Here is a 20,041-nt window from a genome sequence, read left to right on the forward strand (position 1 = left end):
CCCCCTAGAACTTGAGCAGGCCGCGAAGCGCCTTCGGACCCTCGTTGTCGGTGGCCGGCCCGGTCACGCGCCGGATCGTGATGGCGTCCATGGCGTTACCGCCGCGTCCCCGCCACGTCGAGCCGTCCGGGGTGCGGACCGCCACGTGGCGCATCCGGTACTGGCCCCCGCTCGGCGTGAACCGGTCCTTCTCCTCGGTCACGTAGCTGATGACCTTGCCCAGCACTCCGCCGGTCCAGGTGCGGAAGTGAAGCCGGTCGTCGCCGACGTATCCGATGTAGCCGCCCCACACGTCGGCCGACTTCATCTGCTCGCGCTGCCAGGCGTCCGCGCACGGGTAGCAACGCCGCTCGTCGGTCTTCGGGTCCTTCGCGTATCCGGTGCCCAGCTCGGCCGGAACGGGCGGGTGGCCGCACTCCAGCAGGTCGGGCATCGGGTACGGGGCGCGGGTGGTCAGGCGGGTGCCGTTCATCCGCGAGGTCGAGCCGTCGTCGCGGACGATTTCGTACCAGCCCTCGAAGTGCTGGCCGCCCGGGTTGAAGTCGCCGCCGCGGGTGAACGACCGGGGTCGACGATCCCCCACTTCCGGTCGTAGTCCAGCACCCGCATCCCGGGCACGATCTCGGCCCCGTCGACCGTGTGCGTCAGGTCGTCGCGGCCCATCACACGTGCTCCTTGATGATGGCGGGGTGCGGCTCGGCGCGGTTGCAGTTGGGTCCGTGCTCGTGTTCCTCCTGGAGCTGATCCGCCGTGTTCCAGAACTGGTAGGCCCGGAAGAGATCGGCGAGCGTGTTCGTCGCGCGGCAGTCGAGTTCGGCACCGAACGCGTAGGAGTCCGGGTCGACCGTGGCGGCCCAGGTCCAGGTGAAATCGTCGGCCGCCTGGAGCCGCTGTTGCTCCAACTCTCGTCGATCCCGCCATTCGGCTACCTTGTCGAGCACTGCCTTGAAAATCACGGGTACCTCCTAGCCCATTCGATGGATGGACTTCGAAATTCAGAATGGACAGCAAGAAGGGAGCCGATCGGCATAAACACGCGCCGGAGGGTGATCGCGTGCATCGCGGTGCTGCCACGCCCCTTCCAGGTGGAGCCGTTAGCATTGCTCAGCCCTCTTTCTCGGGGTTGTCGCGCTTCTTCCGGACGAGCCACTCGGCGACCCATTCGAGGGTGGTCGGCCTGGACGGGATACCAGCTCGTCCGGGCCGGTCTGCTGCGTGTCACGGGCGGACGCGGAGGCGATGCTGTGGCCAGGGCACCAGATGCCGGGACGGTCGATCCACTCGTGAGCGTCGTGATAGTCATCGTGGCCACACGGCCGCGCGCTGGTCTCGGTCTCCTCGGTTTCGGGTTCCCGTCGGGGCCGGTGAGGTCTTTGCGGAGGACCGCGGCCTGTTCCTGATCGAGCTCCAGCCAGTACGGCTCCCTGTCCAGCCCAGACAGCATCACGGCCACGGAGCCGTCGTCGCCCCACTGAACGTCGTTGAGGCCCCAGCGGAGCGGGGTCGGGTTGTCTGCGTCGACAATGGCGGTGGGATTTTCGGCGACGAGTCCGGCGGCGATGGCCGACATCAGCCAGCTGACGGCCTCGTTGGCGAGGAACTCGCGCATGCTGGTGTCGAGCTGCTCCCAGGGAGCGGCGAGGGTGGGGCCGTAGCCGTTGCGGTAGCGGGACTCGGCGAGTTGGGCGGCTCGGGAGTCGGTGGTGGTCATGAGTCTCCTCAGGTCGCGGTACGGGCGGCGATCAACGCGGCAACGAGACGGGCGTGGGCTCGCTCACGGCGGGCGCACTGCTCACGAAGGGGGCTGCATGTTCTTGAGTGTCCGGCGCCGGACTTGCAGTCGAACGGGATCGGGCGGCTACGGCACTTGCGGCAGACACGGGGGCTCATGGCGTGCGCCTACGGCAGCACGGTGCGGAAGCCTGTTGGTGAGCAGGGCCACGGCCGCAGACAACTCGCGGAGCGTGGTCAGCGGGCCAAGCTGAGCGGCAGCAGCCGAACGGCTATGCCCAGCAGCGGCGTTGAGTGCCGCCTAAACGGCATGGCCGACGGTTTCCGTGACGCGCATCTGGACTTCGGTGTCCTCCAAGTTGGCAGCTGTGACCTGCCCGCGCCCCATGAGGCGGTTGGTCTTGGAGGCGACATCGAGGGTGGTGAGCGCGTCGTCGTCCGCCGCGGAGGCGAGAGCAGAGAGGTTCGCACCGCCGAAGGCAGTACGGAAACGTGACGGGCAGTGGATGTGAAGGTTCATGGCGAGCTCGGCGGCGAGGCCGAGGACGCTATCAGACCGTACGTGTTGGCCAGTTGCGTCATAAATCCGAGCGCTGCGTGAAGATCCCCCTGCTGAGTGCTGTCAGGTAGGCGCCGGTGACAGTACGTACGCGCTTCTCGGGAATCACGGTACTGGACACGGTGTTTTCCCCGTTCGGGTGTTCGGGTGGCGTCAGACCTGCGTGGTGGTCCGCGTTGCCGGGGGGTTGTCGCTCACGAACTGGAGGAATCAGTTGGGGATTTGCCCCAGCTCGGCGTGGTAGTGCGTCCAGATCTCCCGGACGGGAAGCCGACGCAGGCGCCCGTCGGGCAGGACCATCTGACCGGTTACCTCAATGCTGTTCCAGCGGGGCGTAGAGTCGCCGTTCTGAAACCAGCGCAGCCTGACGGGCCGGACGGGCTCGCTGTCCTCGCAGTCCCCAACGGTGAAGTCCGGGCCGCACCGCCCCTGCCATACCTTTTCGTACGTCCGCTGGGGCGGCTTTGGCGTCATCGCGTCGTCGTACTGCACCACCTCGTCGAACCGCTCCACACGCAGCGAGGGCGTGAACTGTACGGGTACGGAGGGTCCGTCGGCCGACTGTTTCATGTCCTGCTCCTTTCCATAACCAGGCGGTTGCCACCCGGTTGGTGCCGGTGCCGGGACCCGGTAGTCGGGCGGCCCGACAGCGGGCTCAATGGTTTCGGTCAGTTAGCACGCGTCGCCGGCGGCTCCTGGGGAGGAGCAGGGGGCGCGGGTTGGTCTCCTCGGGGTCGATGCCGAGGACAGGGTGGTCAGTACTTGCGGCGGGTGCGGAAGCTCTTTCAGTCCTTCTTCTTCAGTCGGGCCTTGTTGCCCAGGGTGTCGGGGACGCAGCCGACGGTCACAAAGGTGGCGCCCTTGCGGGTCACGGTGCCTTCCCGTTCGTGCCGGACGATGCGGCGTTCGTAGCCGTCGGTGTCCTCAGTCTCCGTGAAGCCGATACGGTCGCCGACCTTCACGTCCTCGAAGGTCGCCCAGTCGAGCAGACCCAGCCTTGCGGAGGGGTTCATTTTCACTGCGGCAGCGATCTTCCGTTCCTCGGGTGTCGGTGCCTCGTCGCGGGTCAGGGCGGCGGCCAGGGTGATGCTGCGGCCGGTGTAGCAGCACAGGGGGTTGCCCGGCAGGAACGGGTCTTTGAGGGTCGGCGGTCGCCTCTGGTACATGGGCGGGAAGTGGTTGCTTCGCTCGCCGTCGCGGACTTTCACGCTGTCGTCGCACAGGCACAGGGCTTAGAGCGCGCCGTCGAAGCCGCTGATGCGGACGGGGAGCAGGACGGCGGGGTCGTGCCCGGTGGTGCCGGGGGCGAGGAACGGTGCAGGCACGAGTCTCTCCGAGGGGTGGTGGGGTGGGGGCCGGGTGCCGCGCCCTATAGGGGTAGCGCGACCGCAGGGCCATAGAGGCAGGACCCAAGTCGTGGAGTGGCCGGGCACCAGTGGCCCGCGGTATTCCGGCGGTGCAAGTACTGCCATGCCGGTGCGCACCCTCTCAACGGGGACGTCGCCTCGGAGAGGCGACGTCGGTGACGATGAAGACGCAGACATCCCCGTCAGTGGCAACGTCGCGGCCGAACTGGTCTGCCCAGACCTGGCGAGCGGCCCCGAGTGCTGTGCTTCCTTCAGCGTCGATCTCCCAGCTCACGCGCCACCTGGTGTCGCACGCTGCTGTCGGATCGAGCCCTTCGGGCACAGACTCTTCGTCCTACTCGAAGTTCTCGCGGAAGTGCGTGAGCGCTGCGCCAGCGTCGTCGGCTCAGATGCCGGAGACTCCGGCTCCGCGGTCGGGGATGACGGTCCGGACGTCGCCGAAGGCCTACATGCGGACCTGGTCAATGCGGGACTCGGGCGTCCCGTGGTCGTCGAGGACTGCGGCGAATATGTCGACCAGTCACCCTGCGAGCAGTCGCAGATCCTCTGGATGGCGACCACGTACTTCTTCTCGGGGTAAAAGATGACGAGCCAACGGCGCGCCCTGCCTCATCGGCTCCCGGGGTTGCGGTCAACCCTCCCTGGGGCGTTTGTAGATGGGCTGAACGGTGTCCAGGTCGACGACTTGGTCCACTCGCAGGGTGTTCAGCCCGCGGAGCATCGCGATCTCCCGCTTGCGCTCTGCGATGCCCGCACGGCTCAGCGGCCGGCCGTCCTGCCTGAAGTTGCCCTCTTCGAGCATCTGCTCCAGCGTGTTCTTCCACTCGTCGACCTGGTACTGCGTGATCTTCTGCGTGCGGGCCATGGGTCCGTCCTCCTTGAAGGGGGTGATGTCCGTTAGATGGTGTGGGGTACGAGCTGGTCCCGCGCGAGCACGTCGTCGATGACACGGGTGGCCGACGGTCACTAACTCTTTTCCCAGAGCCTGAAAACACGCCGGGACTCGGGAGAGTCCTCTTTTCTGCGTGGACCAGGGCGTCGAGGTACTCCTCTAGCTCCCGATGGGACATCTTGCGGGGGTTCGTCGAGTCAGTCACCGGAGTCTCCCTCGGCGGCGCGGCTCTTGCAGGCCGAGCGCCGACGGATGCTGGCGGCGAGGAGGTCGTACTCTCGACGTGCCTCGCTCGCCCTGACACGGTGATGCTCAACCTGGCGGTTGTGGTCCCCGATCGACTTCTCAAGTCGGGTGAGCTCGCGGCGGAGGCTGTGCTCTCTGTCGCCCCAGTAGATCTCGCGCACGGCGGCCGTCAGTTCCGATTGGTGCATCATCAGCCACTCACCAGGGATCCGGGCCTGGACCTTGGGCAGCATGCTGTGCTTTTCGAGCTGGAGCACGATCTCACCGTCGCCCTTCATGGGCGGCCGCGCGAATGCGACGCTTGGTGAGCCGAGGAACGGCTTGAGCCGCTGGGGCACGGTCTTGGCGGGGAACTTCGCGAGCACGCGTGAAATCAGGCCCACCATCTCGTTGAGTTCGGCGAACAGCTGGATCGTGGCGTCGACCACCTCTGTGGTCTTGTGGTTCATCACTTCTGGTCCTCGAAGGTCAGGTCCTGCTCGGGGAACCAGGACAGGGCCGTCCCGCCCCGATTGGCCTCCCCCTCGTGACGTAGAGGAAGGCGCTTCCCTTGACGCAGAGGATGGAGACGCTCTGTTCCTTCGTGTTCTTGGCCAAACCTGTCGTCAAGAAAGCCTCGTGAGAGGCCGTCAGGGGTCTGGTTGGAGGCCGATGCGTGTCCCAGCTGGCGCATTGGCGGGTCTCATCGGTGTCTTGCTCGGGGCTTCGGCGATCAGCGTCGTTGTCGCGTCCGGCCGGTGGCAACAAAATGTCTTCTCAGGGACACCACCGGAGCCCGGGGATGCCCCGGAAGGGAGACGAGGCGCCCGTGGGGACGTAGCGGTGGAACGGGCGGCAGAGCCGACCCTGCGTCGTTCAGGCGTCGAGTAGCGCGCAGACGAGGCACTCAGGTGCTCCGGACGGCGCGTTGCGTTGCACGGTGTAGCCGCACAGGCAACCGTGGTCCGTGCCGTCGCTCACGTGCATGTAGGCGTCTTCGCGCCCTCGGATCTGGTTGCGGGCATCGGTGATCTCACCGGGCTCGGTGAAGGCGATGCTGGTGACGCCCATCGGGGCCAGGCTGTCCGCGATGGAATTCTTGAGTGCCGCCACATCTGGATCGTCGTCATTGACGACCAGCCCGGTGAACCTGGCGTTCTGATCTGCCGGGTTCGGCTTGGAGCCCTTACGAGGCCTTCCACCGGTGGAGTCCTGCATTGTGCTGTCACTCCTCTGTTGTGTGCTGGCACGCTCAGTGCCCTGTGGTGCCTGTCGCGGGCGCAAATGCCGAAGCCCTGGGCAACACGGATCCCCCAAGGCTTCTCGGCATCTCATGCCGTCGTCCGGGGTGGCTGTGCCGCCCGCTCCGTTTCACCGATCTCTTGGCCGAGGCGGGACATGGGAGCAGCTGCGCCTGCCTCCTGACGCGCAGGTCCATCTCGACGCTCCAGCCGGTGAAGCGCGCGATGACGGTGAAGACGTAGGCCATCTGGCACATCCGGTATCAGATCGCAGAGGTAGTGGCCGGCTTCGATGCCGAGGGTTTCGTCGAGCTTCCAGGCAGTGATGTAGTTGGCGCGGCTGCCGTGAAACCCGCGCACGTCGTAGACGCGCTCGCCGGTCTCTTCGTCGGAGCACCGCTGGAGCATGAGCTGGCGGGCGTTCCGGTCTACCAGGATGAGGAGCTTCATCGTCGGCATGTTCGCCGGATACCGGGCACTGGCCCCGCCAGGGGTGGGGCACAGCCAGTCCCGGATGCCCGCCGACAAGGAGATCTGCGAGCGCCCGTTCTCGGGACGCGGGCCAGCGCGAGGGCCCAGGGGGTTGATGACGGCTTCGGCGTCACCGTCGGCCTGGTCATCGAGGAGGCCGACGAGGGCGCGGCAGGTCCTGGGCGAGTTCTCCGGAGGGGCCGCCCAGGCCGCCGTGGGCGCGCCGCAGCGGCGGCCCGGCTGTGGGATCACAACCAGCCCGTCGCAACGGATAGGAGTGAGTCAGACGCGCTCGGAAGCCCAGAAGTCGTTGAGGTCCTCGCGGATCTCTTCCTCCAGAGCGGCGAGAAGCGCCTGCTCGGCGTTGAAGTCCCCGGAGACGGCCTCGATGAGGTCATCCTGGACCTGCTGCTTGCCGGCGAGCACCGAGGGCATCCGCTCGTCCTGCGTGCCCTTGGCGATAAGCCGATGGATTGTCACCGGCTTCGTCTGGCCCGTGCGGAAGAGCCGACCGTTGGTCTGCAGGTAGTGCTCGAGCGAGAACGGCAGCGTGTACCAGATCATCGTCGAGCCGCCGTGCTGCAGGTTCAGGCCGTGCCCCGCGGCGGCGGGGTGGAGCAGCATCACCGAGATCTGCTTGGCATTCCACCGGCGGACCATGTCGCGCGATCCGTCGAAGGCCTGTGCGTCGATGCCGGCCTTCCGGAGTCGCGTGAGCAGCTGCTCCCTGTCGGACTTGAAGTGATAGGCGATGAGCAAGGGCTCGCCGCCGTTGTTCCGCAACAGGTACTCGGTCATCTCGATCTTCTTGTCGTGGATGACCTCGTACCGGCCCTTCGTGGCCGGGTCGTCAGGATCCCCGGTGTAGAGCGTGCCCGAGGCGAACTGCATCAGCTTGCTCGTCAGCACCGCCTGGTTCGCGGCGACGATCGACTCAACGCTCTGCGTCAGCTTCCCGTCGTCGTCGGTGTAAGTCTGCACGATGTCCAAGACCAGGTCGCGCTTGAAGTCCTTGTAGGCCTGGAGCAGGTCCGGCGGGAGCGTGACATTGACGTCCTGGATGGTGAGCGCCGGGAGCTGCAGGTTTGTGTTCTGCGCGCTCATCACCAGGTGCGAGATGGCCTGATGGATCTCAGCCTCGGCATTCGCCGTGGGGATCCACTTCGCCGGCGTCGTGGTGCCGGGCACCATCTTCGGCGTGAACCAACGGTTGCGGAACGCGGTGATGTTCTGCCCTAGCGTCCGGCCTTCGTCGAGCAGGTAGACCTGGCTCCACAAGTCGTGGAGACCGTTAGGGCTAGGTGTTCCGGTCAGCTCGATGAGTCGGTTCATGGCTGGCCGCACCGTCGCCAGGGCCAGGAAGCGCCGCGAGTCGTGCGACTTGAAACCCTGGGACTCGTCGATGATGACCGTGTGGAAGGGCCAGATGATGGTGTTCAGGCCGTTAATGTTCTGGACCGGCAGCTGGTCGACCAGCCCGAAGCGGCACTGAGCGCAGCCTGCGCCGGAACAGGTTCGGCAGTCATAGGCTTCCCACGTCACCAAAACCGACTTGAGCAACTCCTGAATCCAGGCGCGGATCTTGGCCTTGGCTGGGACCCGGTTGTTGGCGTTGCCGGCGACCAGAGCACGATACTCGTCGATCAGTTCGTCTCCGCCCAGTGGCCCCCGTGCCTGAAGTAGGCCCAGGATCGCCGTCGCCTCCGGTGAGATGGTCGGGGCAGGCACTGCGCCCGGCACCGGCGTGATCAGCTTCGTCTCTTGGGACGGCTGAGTCAGCAGCTCCTGGTTGATGAAATACATCGTCGGCGGATCGGTGGCGACCTCCTGGAAGCGCTTCAGGCGCTTGGCCTTGGAGAGCTTCCTGTCGTTCTCGTCGACGATGAGCGACTTTGTCCGGATGGGAAAGCCCCACTTCTCGATCTCGTCGATCCAGGTGGAGCGGGCGATCGCCACGGGCGCTATGACGAGGATGTGACCCATCGGGCGGACCGTCTGCAGGACACTGAGAGTGGTGAGTGTCTTGCCGGCCCCGACGCCGAGCCACGCGCCGGCGAAGGGGTGGTCAACGAGGAAGTCGTGGATCTGCCGCTGATGCGGCATCAGCGAGATCGGTGACGGACCAGTAGCCGTAGTCATGTCGCTGGCCATCCCTTCTCTTCGAGTGAGTGGTCAGGCATGGAATGCCTCTTGAATGAGAACGAGTCGGGCATAGGTCCTCGTCGGCTCTCTGTTTTTGCTGCGCGACCGCGACCCCAGTTCGACAACTCTGACTTCGAGTCGCGTGACGCGTGGGTTGGCTCTAAGGGCTTCACACACGCGCTGTCGCACTGATGCCGGGGGCGTGAGTCGCCCCTCCCTCTGGCCCTGCGCAGTTCGGCGGGGTGTGCCCAACCTCGGAGGGCCGGGCGGTGCTGTCAGATGACATCCAGGCCGCAGCGCGGCAGCACAGTGTTGGATGTCGCCGTTCCACAGTGTTCGTCCTCGAGGGCCCTGCGGTCGCGTTGGTCAGTCTTGTGCGGGTCCAGTTCGTCGTGGGTCATGGCGCTGCTCGCTATCGGCCGGGAGGCCTTGGCGAAGGTGCGCGATGAACGCGTCGACGCCCGGCTTGTCGTCGACGACGTGAACCACGGCCCCGTGGCGGCGTAGCTTGGCGTGCGTGAGCTGTTGCCGCTTCCGCAGCTGGCCGCCGGGGCGCTTGACCTCGACGAATACGGTGCCGCCGGGGGCGACGACGATCCGGTCGGGCACTCCCCCGCGGGCTGGTGAGACGAATTTCAGGCACAGGAAGCCATGTGCCCGGCACTGGCTGAGTAGGTAGTCCTCGATGGTGCTCTCGCGCGTGCGAGCCATCAGGGCTGTGCCGTCTCGTCCGAGGAGACCGTCGGCACGCCGTAATTCAGCTCACCGGGCTCGACGAGGCGGAAGCCCGTGGAGTTCCTGTGCATTCGGGAGACGCTGAGGGTGGAGTGCTTCGTGCCGTAGTGATCCCGGACTTGGGCCTCCCGTCCGCAACGGACTCGATGACGACGCGGCGCTTGCCCTGCCGGGTGTCGAGGTATTCCCAGATCTGGCCCCCGCGGACCAGGATGCCCTCGCGGGTCGTGTTCTTCTCCTGCTGGGCCTGGGCGTCTTCGTCCTGGGTGGAGGTGCCGGTCGGCGCGGCATCAGCCACGATCTCGTACTTCTTCAGGAACGAGCCGTATTCGGTGATCGTTCGACGCTGCGCTTGATGATGGACCGAGCGCCGGAACTGGAAGGGTGAATCTACGTAAATGACCTTGGTCAGCACCCCGTCACTCTTGCGTCGCCAGCGCTGACCGGGCTGGACCGATTCGATCGGGGCACTCACAACTCGTCGCCTCCCTCAATGGTGCCGACGGGAAGTGTGGTCTGGAACATGACGTCTCTCGATTCTCTTGCCATGGCGAGCCAGACTCGCCTTCATCTGAAATTCGACTCGGGCACCGAGCAGCGTCGTGTCGGCACAGCCCGGCACCCTGGGGTCCGGTGGTTGTGCGGGGATCTGATCAGGCGGCGTTCTTCCAGTTCTTGGTGAACGTCTCATCGAGCATCCGTGTGTAGACGCCGAGATCGAGCGCCCCGATGAGCTGCTCGATCCGGGCGGGCGGCAGCGCGCGGAGGTCGTCGTTGACGACGATCACCGACCAGTGCGGGTCGATGCCGTTGATCCGCCGGATCACGACGTCCTGGTCATCGGGCAGCAGCCTGAGGCCGTCGGAGATGCTGGCCTCGCTGCGGTTCTTCGCCCACCCGTGGTGGCGCAGGATCTCCAGCGCGATCGGGTCACGTCGCACCCCGGCGCTGCCGGACTCGCGCCGCTTGCTCTGGCTGGCCGGGTTCACCTTCCATGCGCCAGCGTTGTGCAGGCTCACGGCGCCATCAGTGCCGTCGTGGACGATGAAGACCCGGTTAACCATCTGCAGGGCCCGCGGGTTCACCAGCTGCGCATCGGCGTCCTCGTTGTCGTCCCGGTCGGGCGCGGCGCTGACCGGGTCGGCGGCGAACGGGTAGGTGATTGATCCGCGCGAGGCGGCGAGGACGTTCTGGAACAGCAGCAGCGTCCGCACGGGATCAGCCGGGTCGATCGCCTCCTCGATCATCTTCCGGCCCAGCACAGGATCGAACGGCTCGGCGAGAGCCTCCTCTCCCCTGCTGGCGACGGTCTGCAGGTAGCGGGCCAGGGCGAAGTCGATCACGGCCGGGTGGGCCAGCGACTTCGTCGGGGTAGGACCCACGTGGCAGGCCAGCGTCCCACCGGAGGCGGAGATGATCGGGCTGTCGGCGACGCTCCGGTCCTCACTGGGCGACTCCAGCTCAAGCCGGTTGTTCGAGTCCTTGCTGATGAGGAACATCAGCTCCGGTTCGATGTCGATGCCGATGGCGGCCTGCTGCTCGGCGAGCACCCGGTTGTTGGTGGTCTCATCGAAGCCGTTCTCGCCGCCGACGACGGAGTAGAGGCCGTCGGTGTTCGTCGAGATGATCCGCGCGCCGGCCAGCGTCTGGGCCTGCCCGATCCGCCAGCTGAACAGCTGGCCGATGATCCGCATCGAGATGGTGCGGTTGTTCATCCTGATCGGGGTCCGGTGCGCGGCGTCAGCAGCTCCAGAGGCCGAGTTGAGGATCAGCTTCGTGCCGTTGCGCAAGGTCGTGAGCCGGGCTTTCTCCTCGGCGGAGATCCCCGGCTTCTTCATCTCGAAGCCCAGGCGCTCCTTCTCGAAGAAGATCGTCGTGTAGCGGTCCTCGCCCAGCTCGGGATTGTAGAACGCCCTCATGTTGCGCAGCAGGTTCGGGTAGTAGCTCGTGAAGTCCTCGTGGACGACGAGGCCTGCCGAGGTCCGTGCGAACCTCGGGTGCAGCTTGGTGGACTTGTCGGCCTTCGCAGTGAACAGAGCGGGTGCCTTCCTCGCCGGCTCATCGCGATAGACGGCCCTGGCCGCCGAGGTGCCTGCCAGGACTACCTTGCCGTCGAGCACGGTCCCGTCGGCCAGGCGCACACGCATCGCCTCGGTGTCCGGACGCTGAGTGTCCAGCAGCTGGGCCGGATCCGGCACTTGGGCCTGCGCACGCGCGAGCTGCTCGGCCTGGTCCGGGTCGTCCTTCTTCGGCTTGCGGTACTTCACCTTTTCCGGGTCCGAGCCCAGCAGCACGAGCCGCTTGTCGACGGCCGTGCCGTCGGGAAGCGCGAGCAGGTTGTGCTGGCGCTTGGCCTCGGCGACGAAGTCCTTCGCGTCCGGGTAGAAGAGCTTGGCGAGGCCGATCATGGCTGCCTGTTCTCGGTGCTCGAAGAAGTCGGCGTGGAAGACTGTCGTGTCCACTTCCGCGCCGTGGATGCCGCCTGTGCTGAACGTGGCAAAGCACGACGACGGGGAGCCGTCACGGTGGAAGTAGGGCACGTTGTTCGGCGTCTTCGGCAGTTCGCGCAAGGACTTGGCCGGGAGGTCGAACAGGTCGCGGTACTCCTCGGAGTCGTTGAAGTTCTGCCCCTCGATCGAGCGGTAGTACTTGACGACCTGCATGAACTGGCAGTGCGCCTTCGCCTGCGCCGGTGTCGCGGCTGGGTCCTTGGCGGGATCGGGGGCCACATTCTCCTCGAAGAAGCGCACGCACTCGTCGAGCACGTTGACCTGAGGGATGCCCTGCTCCTCGGCCGCCTCCTTGGCTGGATAGAGGAACGAAACGGTCTCGATGTCGTTCAGTGACGTATACGGCGCGAGGATCCGGCCGACGAACTTTGCTGAGGACGAGTCGATGGTCAGGCGGTCCCGGCGCACCGAGCCGTTCTTGGCGTAGACGGTCTCGGAGTACTGCGCCAGCAGGCCGGCCTTGAGGTCGAAGTTGCTGGCGTAGGCCGGGTGCTGGAAAAGCTGGGCCAGGCCCAGGCAGTCGGAGACGTTGTAGGCCAGCAGCTCATAGAGATCTTCGATCGCGGCGATCGAGGTGTCGTGGCTGAGCTTTTCGGACTCCTTGATCTGGCGACCGAGCATCCCGAGCAAGCGCTTGAGGCCCACCTTGGTCTGTAGCTCGTTGAGACGGGCGACGTCCAGGTGCCGACCCGAGTGCATCATGGCGCGGCGGATCTTGACGGCCGGGCCGTCCCACCCGAGGTAGCCGGGCATGTACTCGATGTGTTCGTTGAACAGCTTGTCGTTGTGCTCGCGCATCTCGCGGGCTGTGGTCGGCTGGACAAGACGACCGGAGTGCGGAGCCGGGAAGGTCTCCATCAAGTACAGCGCGAGCATGGTCACGTCGTAGTTCAGCGAGTTGTACCCGGCCAGGAACGGGTGCTTCAGCGGGTCGTACTCGGGATCCGTGTCGCAGACCGGGCGCAGGCTCGCCGGATAGGACGAGACCTCGCTGCGGTTGTTGACCTGGTCGGCGTTCGAGAGGCCCATTAGCTCGGCGAGGCGGAGGTTGCCCCGCTCGCCGCACAGGTTCCACAGCTGGACGCTCACCGCGGGCAGGCCCGGGTTGGAGCGCACCACGGCTTCATAGAGTGCCTGCGGGTCCACGGCGTCAGAGAGCCGCTGGTCGTCGGCGAGGAAGAAGATCTCCAGGTCATCGACGGCTCTGTCGGGCCGCGGGGTGTAGGCGCACAGAGTGAAGACGTCCGACAAAGACTCGATGTCGTAGAAGGTGAAGCGCGCCTTCGATGCCGTGACGGGTGTTCGCTGTGTGGTCATGATGGGGATCTCCTTTCGTCGGCCCGGCTATCACGGCCGGTGTCTGGGGAGGAGGCGCGCGCGGCCTCAGAGGGAGTCGCGAGGAGAGCGTCGGCGCGGGGCATCCATGCGCCGGGACGCCTCACTCATGAGCCGGGCCTTCTCCACGGGGTCCGTCGCGATCTGCGAGCGGACAGTGAGGTTGGTGATCCGCGCTCGCGCGCGACGTCGGGCATCGCCGTGATCAGGCGGCCCTGGCCCCGGGGCGAGTTCGAGTACGGCCTGGGTGAGTTCGCCGAGTGCACCAGCAGTTTTAGCCATGGGTGCATCAGTTCTGTTCGTCAGTGGTGTCGTCGCTCGGGGCGGATGCGCCCGTGTGCCGGAGCAGTCCGCGGTAGTTGGCCTGCAACGTCGGCTGGGATTTCTTCTTCGGGTCGCTGCCGGTGTAGCTCGGGTGCATCCACTTCTTCAGTTCGTACTCGGCGATGAGCACCTCGGGGTTGCTCATCATCTGGCCGGGCCGGATCTTGCGGTTCTTGTCCGGGCAGTGCCACAGAGCATCCGGCCGGACGATCGCCACGAGGTCAGTGATGAACTGCTTGTTGCTCACCGGCGAGCCCGACGGCGAGACGTCGTCGAACCAGGCCTTGTACAGGTCATAGAGGAACGTGAACGGCGCCAGGTCCCAGACCAGCTGCTCGCGGAACTCTGTCCAGAAGTCGCGCACGGGGTCGTTGACCTCCTTGTACTCGGCCAGGACTTCCTTGGTGGCCATCGGCTCTGAGAGCTGGTAATAGTCACCCGGAGATGACGCGCCGGCGCGGTTGATCGCGTACCAGAAGACGTACTCCAGGACCTCGCGGCGCTGGAGGTAGTCGTCCCTGATGTACATCTTCTCGGCTCCGGTGAAGCTCTTGGTGAAGGGCACGAAAAGCTGCCGGCGGTAGAACGAGTCGGACTTGTCCTTCACACGCGGGAACTCGTTCAGGCACTGGACCATGAAACCGAAGAACTGATAGGCGACCGGCATCCGGTGCTTGCGGTTGATCATGAAGACGTCGTTGGTCACGATCGACTTCAGGTTGGCCGCCTTGTCGATGAAGGTGCCGACGTCGTTTTCGTCGACGATGATCGCGTTGGCGCGCACCAGCGGTTCGAGCGCGAAGTCCTTGCCGAAGTCCGCTAGCGGGATCGAGGCATGCGCGCCACCTCCGATGAGGTTGCGCATGAGCGCGCAGAGCGTGCCCTTACCGTTGTTGCCCTCCCCCGAGTAGAACCAGGCGGTCTTGCGCCAGCCCACATACGGCCGGATGATCGCGCCGATGATCTCCCAGATCAGGTCGGCAAGGCCCTCGTCACCGGGCTGGTCGAAGAGGCCCTCGATCCAGGCGACGACTTCCCAATCTCCCTCCTCGGGATGCGTGATCACCTGCTGCGGAGCGTTGTCCATGTAGTCGACGTCGTTCTTGGTCAGCAGCACGATGCCGGGGTCGAAGGGGTGGACCTGCTTGGGCTCGAAGTGGAAGTCCTTGCCGCCGATCGTGACGTCCACCGGCTCGGTGCCGTAGAAGACGATGCCGTTGCGCGCGGCGATGAAGTCACGGTGCGTGCTCTGGTGCAGGCGCAGGCTGTCTTCGCGCAGGACGGCCAGAACCTCGTCGAACCCCTTGAGGGTCAGCTGGGTGTTGTACATGCGCGCCGTGGTGCGGATGTCGTCCTCGCTGGGGGTGTACGTCCCGCGCGCGTTCCCCGTGGGCTGGTACATCGCCAGCAGGTCGTATTCGCGGTCGGTGCCCCCGGCGTTGGGTGCGATGCGGATGACATGGTGCAGACGCAGGAGGATCTGCGCGATCTGCCAGTACGTCAGATATCTCGGCAGGGGGTATCTCTCGGCGGCCATGGCCGCTTTGGAGTTCTCGGCCTTGATGACGCTGCCCATGATCGCCAGCAGCTCCTTCTCCAGCACGCGAGGGGTCGGAGGGTCGGCCGAGTCGATCTGGTCGAGGTAGGCGGCAGTGATGTAGGTGACGATCTCGTTCTGCGGAGCCATGTCGTCACGGTTCGAGAAGTGCCCCATGACACTGGTCAGGACGTCGGCGACGGGGTTGGTGCGCGGCCCGGCGCTGGAACCGGCGGCAGGTACGGATGAGGAGGCATCAAGAGGCGTCATGCTGCTGCTTTCTCGATCGTGATCGAGTTCCTGCCGGCGATGCGTGGGAAGCCGATTGGACTCGTAATCGAATGGAACGCGATCTTGACTCTATGTCATCCGAGTGGCCTTTCGCAACGATTGAGTCACCAGTCTATAAGGGAATCGACCGACGCCATGGACGGTTACAAAAGAGGGTCGCGAAAGGGCCGTCGACAGGGACTGGAGAGGGCGCGCACACCACCACGGCCATGCCACACACGTCGCGAGCCTGGATGAGATGCGAGAAGCCAGTGACCCCGTCGGGTGCATGCCCCACGGAATCACTGGCTTCTAGCACTCGATCACACACCCGCGGGCGGCGTGAGCCGCCCGGCCTGTGGTCGAGGTTCGGAGGAGCTCTTCTGGCCGGCCGAGCCCGCCGCCACCAGAGCATCAACTGGACGCTCTCCAGGAGGATCCCGAGATTCACATACCCCCTGGAGGTATGAGATACGTGTACCACTTGACGTGGTACACCTGTTTTCCCAGATCAGAGCAGAAATTTCGGGAGTTCAAGAGCAGGGTGTACCACGTGGCATTTTCTACGTGGTACAGGTGTTTTCCCAGATCAGGTGGGGTTTATATACCCCCTGTACCACTTGTACCAGGAAATAGAGCCTAGATACACGCGCAGAGGGGATATGCGAGCAGACTGGCGAGCCGGGGCTGGAGCTGTCTGGATCGCTCCCGAACGAGTCCCCTATATAAACGGTCAGAAAGACGTGGTACTCGTGGTACATGAGCAGGAAACACTGGCTGTCCAGGCAAAACGTCGTACCACGTCGGCACTCCCACGTGGTACACCCGATGCGGGAAAGAGCCTCGCGGTACAGGTGTTTGCCCGGGTCAGACGCGGTTTTTAGGGGTGTACCACGTCTCGTGGTACAGCTGGCAGCTCGATCCGCCCTGTCCCGTCTCAACTGAACGGGTCGCCGCACGTCAGCGGCCCGACACCGAACCAGATCATTTGAGACGGGGCAGCGGCTCTCAGGCGGCGCGGTCGCGCCTCAGCGGGACTGGAAACCGCATGGAACATCCTCGACGTCCTGAGGCTCGCAGAAGGCTCCTGACGCGTCCTTCGGGCGCGAGTCGGAACTCTGTCCGAGTCGTTCACCCTTGAGGGTCCACTCGATGCGCGAGGGAATTGGACTGGCATTCGCTGCCCATTGCGAGTGATCCACGACAGCTGCTATCGTTGACGCCAGGTGATCGATGTTGCACTGGAACGTGAGAACAGAGAGGCCGGAGAGCATCCCCGTGGGAAGGGAGCTCTCCGGCCTCTCTCCATGTGCTGATGAGTGCGAAGCGTGGATGGCGCGACTCACCCAGGGGTGACCGTGCTCCAGCCTCGCCGGCGTCCCGCATTGGGGGCCTCGGTACTGCGGCTACGGGATCGCTCGTCTGCTTCGACGACGTAGAGGATCTGGTAGGAAATCGTGGTGTTGCGGTTGAGCCGGTTCTTGCTCTGGCTCTTCTCCATCGTGATCTTGTGGAAGCCGCGAACGCACTCAGCGCGATCGAAGAACCGGCGCAGCCTCGCGTTCACTCGCTCACGGGCCTGTTCGGCCGTGATGCCCATGTCGGAGACGACGAAGACGTGCGTGTGACCGCGATCGAAGGTGGGCTTCTCACCAGTGTCGAGGTCCAGACGGATCTTCGCACGGCTAATGTCGAGCGCGTCGGGACGGACGAGCTTTCCTCGTGAGTCGTACGTGCAGGTGCTGACGACAGCCATGATGAGATCCTCTCCTCTCCTGATGAGTATGACTGAATAGTTACTTTCAGTCACACCCCCGGTGGCCGGATCACCCCGGTCACCACGAGCATGCCTTCCGCACGAGGGACCGGCGGCTGAAAGGCCGCCAGGTCTTGCACGGAGGGCACCATCGTTTTTCTGAAGAGGCTGAGTACCTCGCTCACTGCATCGCGGACTCGCCTCCCGCGCCCGGGACTGCGCCCGGCGCAGTCCCGCCGGCGACCCGCCGGTAGAGCCCCAAGGCACAACCAGCGAAGGCCAGGCACAGAAACACCGCGGAGACAGGGTTCGCCAGAGCGCCGAGCACTTGTGCCGGGACAAGGGCGGCAGCGAGGTTGAAGCCCAGGTGCAGGAGCACGCAGGGCCACAGCACGCGCGTGCGTTCGTAGACCAGGGCCAGGAGCACCGCCAGCGGCAGGGGCGAGGCGAACTGCACGGCGTTGCCGTGCAGTAGGCCGAACACCACGGCGGTGACCACCGTGGAGGCGAGGATGCTCGCCCGCTTGCGCAGCAACGGGTAGATCAGCCCTCGGAACAGGGCCTCCTCCCCCGCGGGCGCCGCGACCAGGGTAAGCAGCAGGGTCGCCAGAGCTCCAGCCGTGTGCCTGGTCTGGTTCGAGGCGTCAAAGCCGGCGGACCCGGCCGTGACGTAGATCCACAAGGCCAGCGACTGCCCGGCGAGGAAGGCCAGGACCGCGCAGCCGAGGATGGTCCATCCGAAGCGTGGGATCTCCGACCTCGGTCGCGGGGCCGGCGCATGCGCGAGCCACCGGGGCCGCTGGATCCTCACCGAACCGACCAGGACGACAACAAGCATGCCCAGGACGGCGGTCGCAACAATCGGCTCTCCCATGAGGCGGATTGCGACGGTGCCGAGGCCGAGGTAGACCGCGACGGCAGCGAACGGCACAAGGGCGCACCACCCGATGCTGAGCAGTCGCGAGGTGATCGGTGAAGTCGTCAAGGTCTCCTCCTCCACGGGTCTCAAGCAGCCGTGGTGATCTGCTCGTTGATGACGGCCTGGACGCGGGTGTCACCGCGGAAGGTGTTCAGCTGCAGCGTCGCCGTGAAGCGCAGCGTGCCGAGCTCGGTGCGGCTGGCGCGCTGCACGAAGCCCCGGAGCATTTCGAACTTCTCCTCGGCGACGTTCCACCACAGGCAGGACAGGCCGCATCGGGTGACCAGGCGCAGGTGCTGCGATTCGGATCCGATCCGGTCCACTCGCAGGCCCAGGGGCTCGATCGCGATCTCGACGACTGGCGCGGTGAAGCCGTGCCCGAAGGGCTTGAGCCCCTCGGTCCGGCGCACCAGCTCGAACAGCGGTTGCAGATCCTCGAGGTCGGCGTCGCAGTCGGCGTCCGGGCCGAGTACCAGATCACCGCTCGGTCCGTCGGTGCTGACGGCGAGCAGGGCGACCTGGGTGGCCTCCTGCAGCACGGCGACGAGGTCGCCGAGCTTCTCGGCCTTCGCGATGCGGACGCCGCAGGCCTGCTGGTGCCCGATGGCGCTGAGACCGTCGTGCTGCTCCAGGCTGGTGATGATGTCGAACCACCCCGGCGCACGACTGGAGCCGCTGACGAAATCGTCGGGGCCGGCGGGCCGGTTGACGACGACGACCGGGTGGCCCTTGAGCTCCATCATCCGGTTGGCCAGCAGCCCGTGCATGCCCGGGTAGGCTTTCGAGAAGTACACCCACGGGGCTAACGGCTGGTCCCCGGTGGTGAGTTCTTCCATGTGTTCGATGACCAGCTGCTTGCGCAGCTCGTTGCTCTCGATCACCTGGTGGGCGGCCTTGAGCTTGACGTCAGCACCGGCGGCCGTGAACACCGCAAAGCACGGCTCAAGCGAGGCCCCGGTGCGCCGGGGGCTGTTCATCGCCGGGGCGAGGTAGAAGCCGAAGAAGCCCTCGTCGAGGTCATCGACGTCGCGGATCTTGCCGATCTGCGCGAAGGCTTTGAGCACGATCGCGAAGCCTTCGAAGGCCCGGAGGAAGACCGGGTGGTGCGGCTCGGTGCGCAGCAGCTGCATCAGGATCGACTGCTCGACGTCGATGGCATCGGAGTCAGCGTCGAACCCACCCCAGGGATTGGGGATCGTCTTCGGCGCGGCGACACGCAGCAGGCGGGCAATCGAGATCGCGTCGCGTACCAGCTTGCGGTTCTCGTACAGCACGGGCATGACGTCGGAGACGGTGCCGATACCGGCGAACAGGCGCAGGAGGTGGATCTCCCAGAGCTTCTCGGGCCGGTGCACGCGGGTGTAGGCCTGGATCACCTGGTAGATCACGTGGGCACCGCAGATCCCGGTGTGGGCGTACGTTTCGTCGATCCGGCACGGGTCGACGGTGATGTCCGCGGTCGAGCCCGGCGCGAGCTCCTCGTGGTGATCGGTCACCAGCGTCGTCCAGCCAAGGGCACGCGCGGCGGCGATACCGCGGTGGGAGTTCACTCCCCCGTCGCAGGTGAGCAGGACCCGGGTGGCGGGCCACTTCGCGTGGATCTCGGCTACATCCTCGGGTGCGAGCTCGTGGCCGCGGCGGTAGTCGGGCAGGTGCAGCTCGACATCGAAGCCGAGCTCGGACAAGCCGGCGTAGCCGAGGACACCGGAGGAGATGCCGTCCATGTCGAAGTCAGGGGCGATGGTGATCTTCTTGCCCGTGGTCCGGGCGTCATGAAGAGCCTCGACCATCTCGGCCAGGTCCAAGAGCTCGTCGTGTTCGGTGGACTCGATCTCCTGCAGGTACTGATCCGACCACCCCCTTCGCTGGCACAGCAACTCGAAGAGGTCGGTGTCCTCATCGGTGAGCGAATGGTCGTCGACGGTATGGAGCGTGGACATGGTGAGGACCTCTCGATCGGGGTTGTTGGACGGTGGAGAGCGGGGTCTGTGCCATCCTCCGATATTGCTGTGATTTTAGCAGTAGCA

At 65.5% G+C, this 20,041-nt stretch carries 18 protein-coding genes; all 18 read right to left on the minus strand.

The window, feature by feature from the left end; all coding sequences use genetic code 11:
• Window positions 1-4: 4 nt before the first annotated feature.
• The 18 genes from ACWDZ7_RS30025 to ACWDZ7_RS30110 all read right to left on the minus strand — a co-directional run bounded on the left by ACWDZ7_RS30025 (window position 5) and on the right by ACWDZ7_RS30110 (window position 19,954).
• Window positions 5-583, minus strand: coding sequence for a hypothetical protein (locus tag ACWDZ7_RS30025; protein WP_451801274.1), 579 nt, complete (start codon window positions 581-583; stop codon window positions 5-7).
• Between the two features lie 79 nt (window positions 584-662).
• A complete protein-coding gene (locus tag ACWDZ7_RS30030) occupies window positions 663-956 on the minus strand; it encodes a hypothetical protein (protein WP_451801275.1) in 294 nt (97 codons plus the stop codon).
• Window positions 953-1,711: a hypothetical protein gene (locus tag ACWDZ7_RS30035; protein ID WP_451801276.1), complete on the minus strand. Its 759-nt coding sequence runs from the start codon at window positions 1,709-1,711 to the stop codon at window positions 953-955. Before ACWDZ7_RS30035 ends, ACWDZ7_RS30030 begins: the two co-directional genes overlap by 4 nt.
• A 321-nt stretch (window positions 1,712-2,032) precedes the next feature.
• Window positions 2,033-2,251, minus strand: a complete 219-nt coding sequence (locus ACWDZ7_RS30040; RefSeq protein WP_451801277.1) for a hypothetical protein — start codon at window positions 2,249-2,251, stop codon at window positions 2,033-2,035.
• A gap of 249 nt (window positions 2,252-2,500) precedes the next feature.
• Entirely contained in the window at window positions 2,501-2,860 is a 360-nt protein-coding gene (locus ACWDZ7_RS30045; protein WP_451801279.1) for a hypothetical protein, read from the minus strand.
• A 215-nt stretch (window positions 2,861-3,075) separates the two neighbouring features.
• Window positions 3,076-3,456 carry a hypothetical protein gene (locus ACWDZ7_RS30050; protein ID WP_451801280.1) on the minus strand — a complete coding sequence of 127 codons (381 nt, stop codon included), beginning with the start codon at window positions 3,454-3,456 and terminating at the stop codon, window positions 3,076-3,078.
• A gap of 832 nt (window positions 3,457-4,288) precedes the next feature.
• The gene (locus tag ACWDZ7_RS30055) at window positions 4,289-4,522 is read right to left on the minus strand and encodes a hypothetical protein (protein WP_451801281.1); all 234 of its coding nucleotides are present in this window, start codon (window positions 4,520-4,522) and stop codon (window positions 4,289-4,291) included.
• A 224-nt stretch (window positions 4,523-4,746) separates the two neighbouring features.
• The gene (locus tag ACWDZ7_RS30060) at window positions 4,747-5,244 is read right to left on the minus strand and encodes a hypothetical protein (protein WP_451801282.1); all 498 of its coding nucleotides are present in this window, start codon (window positions 5,242-5,244) and stop codon (window positions 4,747-4,749) included.
• Between the two features lie 406 nt (window positions 5,245-5,650).
• Entirely contained in the window at window positions 5,651-5,992 is a 342-nt protein-coding gene (locus ACWDZ7_RS30065) for a hypothetical protein (protein ID WP_451801283.1), read from the minus strand.
• Between the two features lie 113 nt (window positions 5,993-6,105).
• Window positions 6,106-6,465 carry a hypothetical protein gene (locus tag ACWDZ7_RS30070; protein ID WP_451801285.1) on the minus strand — a complete coding sequence of 120 codons (360 nt, stop codon included), beginning with the start codon at window positions 6,463-6,465 and terminating at the stop codon, window positions 6,106-6,108.
• A 303-nt stretch (window positions 6,466-6,768) separates the two neighbouring features.
• Window positions 6,769-8,637: an SNF2-related protein gene (locus ACWDZ7_RS30075; protein ID WP_451801287.1), complete on the minus strand. Its 1,869-nt coding sequence runs from the start codon at window positions 8,635-8,637 to the stop codon at window positions 6,769-6,771.
• Window positions 8,638-8,994: 357 nt separating this feature from the next.
• Window positions 8,995-9,339, minus strand: a complete 345-nt coding sequence (locus ACWDZ7_RS30080; RefSeq protein WP_451801289.1) for a VRR-NUC domain-containing protein — start codon at window positions 9,337-9,339, stop codon at window positions 8,995-8,997.
• 46 nt (window positions 9,340-9,385) lie between these two features.
• On the minus strand, window positions 9,386-9,838 hold the full coding sequence (locus tag ACWDZ7_RS30085) for a hypothetical protein (RefSeq protein ID WP_451801291.1): 453 nt from the start codon (window positions 9,836-9,838) through the stop codon (window positions 9,386-9,388).
• Window positions 9,839-10,016: 178 nt separating this feature from the next.
• The gene (locus tag ACWDZ7_RS30090) at window positions 10,017-13,190 is read right to left on the minus strand and encodes a hypothetical protein (protein ID WP_451801293.1); all 3,174 of its coding nucleotides are present in this window, start codon (window positions 13,188-13,190) and stop codon (window positions 10,017-10,019) included.
• Window positions 13,191-13,497: 307 nt separating this feature from the next.
• Window positions 13,498-15,339, minus strand: coding sequence for a DNA primase family protein (locus ACWDZ7_RS30095; protein ID WP_451801295.1), 1,842 nt, complete (start codon window positions 15,337-15,339; stop codon window positions 13,498-13,500).
• A 1,342-nt stretch (window positions 15,340-16,681) separates the two neighbouring features.
• Window positions 16,682-17,095: a hypothetical protein gene (locus ACWDZ7_RS30100; RefSeq protein ID WP_451801296.1), complete on the minus strand. Its 414-nt coding sequence runs from the start codon at window positions 17,093-17,095 to the stop codon at window positions 16,682-16,684.
• A gap of 181 nt (window positions 17,096-17,276) precedes the next feature.
• A complete protein-coding gene (locus ACWDZ7_RS30105; RefSeq protein WP_451801297.1) occupies window positions 17,277-18,095 on the minus strand; it encodes a CPBP family intramembrane glutamic endopeptidase in 819 nt (272 codons plus the stop codon).
• Between the two features lie 5 nt (window positions 18,096-18,100).
• Entirely contained in the window at window positions 18,101-19,954 is a 1,854-nt protein-coding gene (locus ACWDZ7_RS30110) for a DHH family phosphoesterase (RefSeq protein WP_451801299.1), read from the minus strand.
• Window positions 19,955-20,041 lie beyond the last annotated feature (87 nt).

This window comes from Streptomyces sp. NPDC003032 (assembly GCF_053591415.1).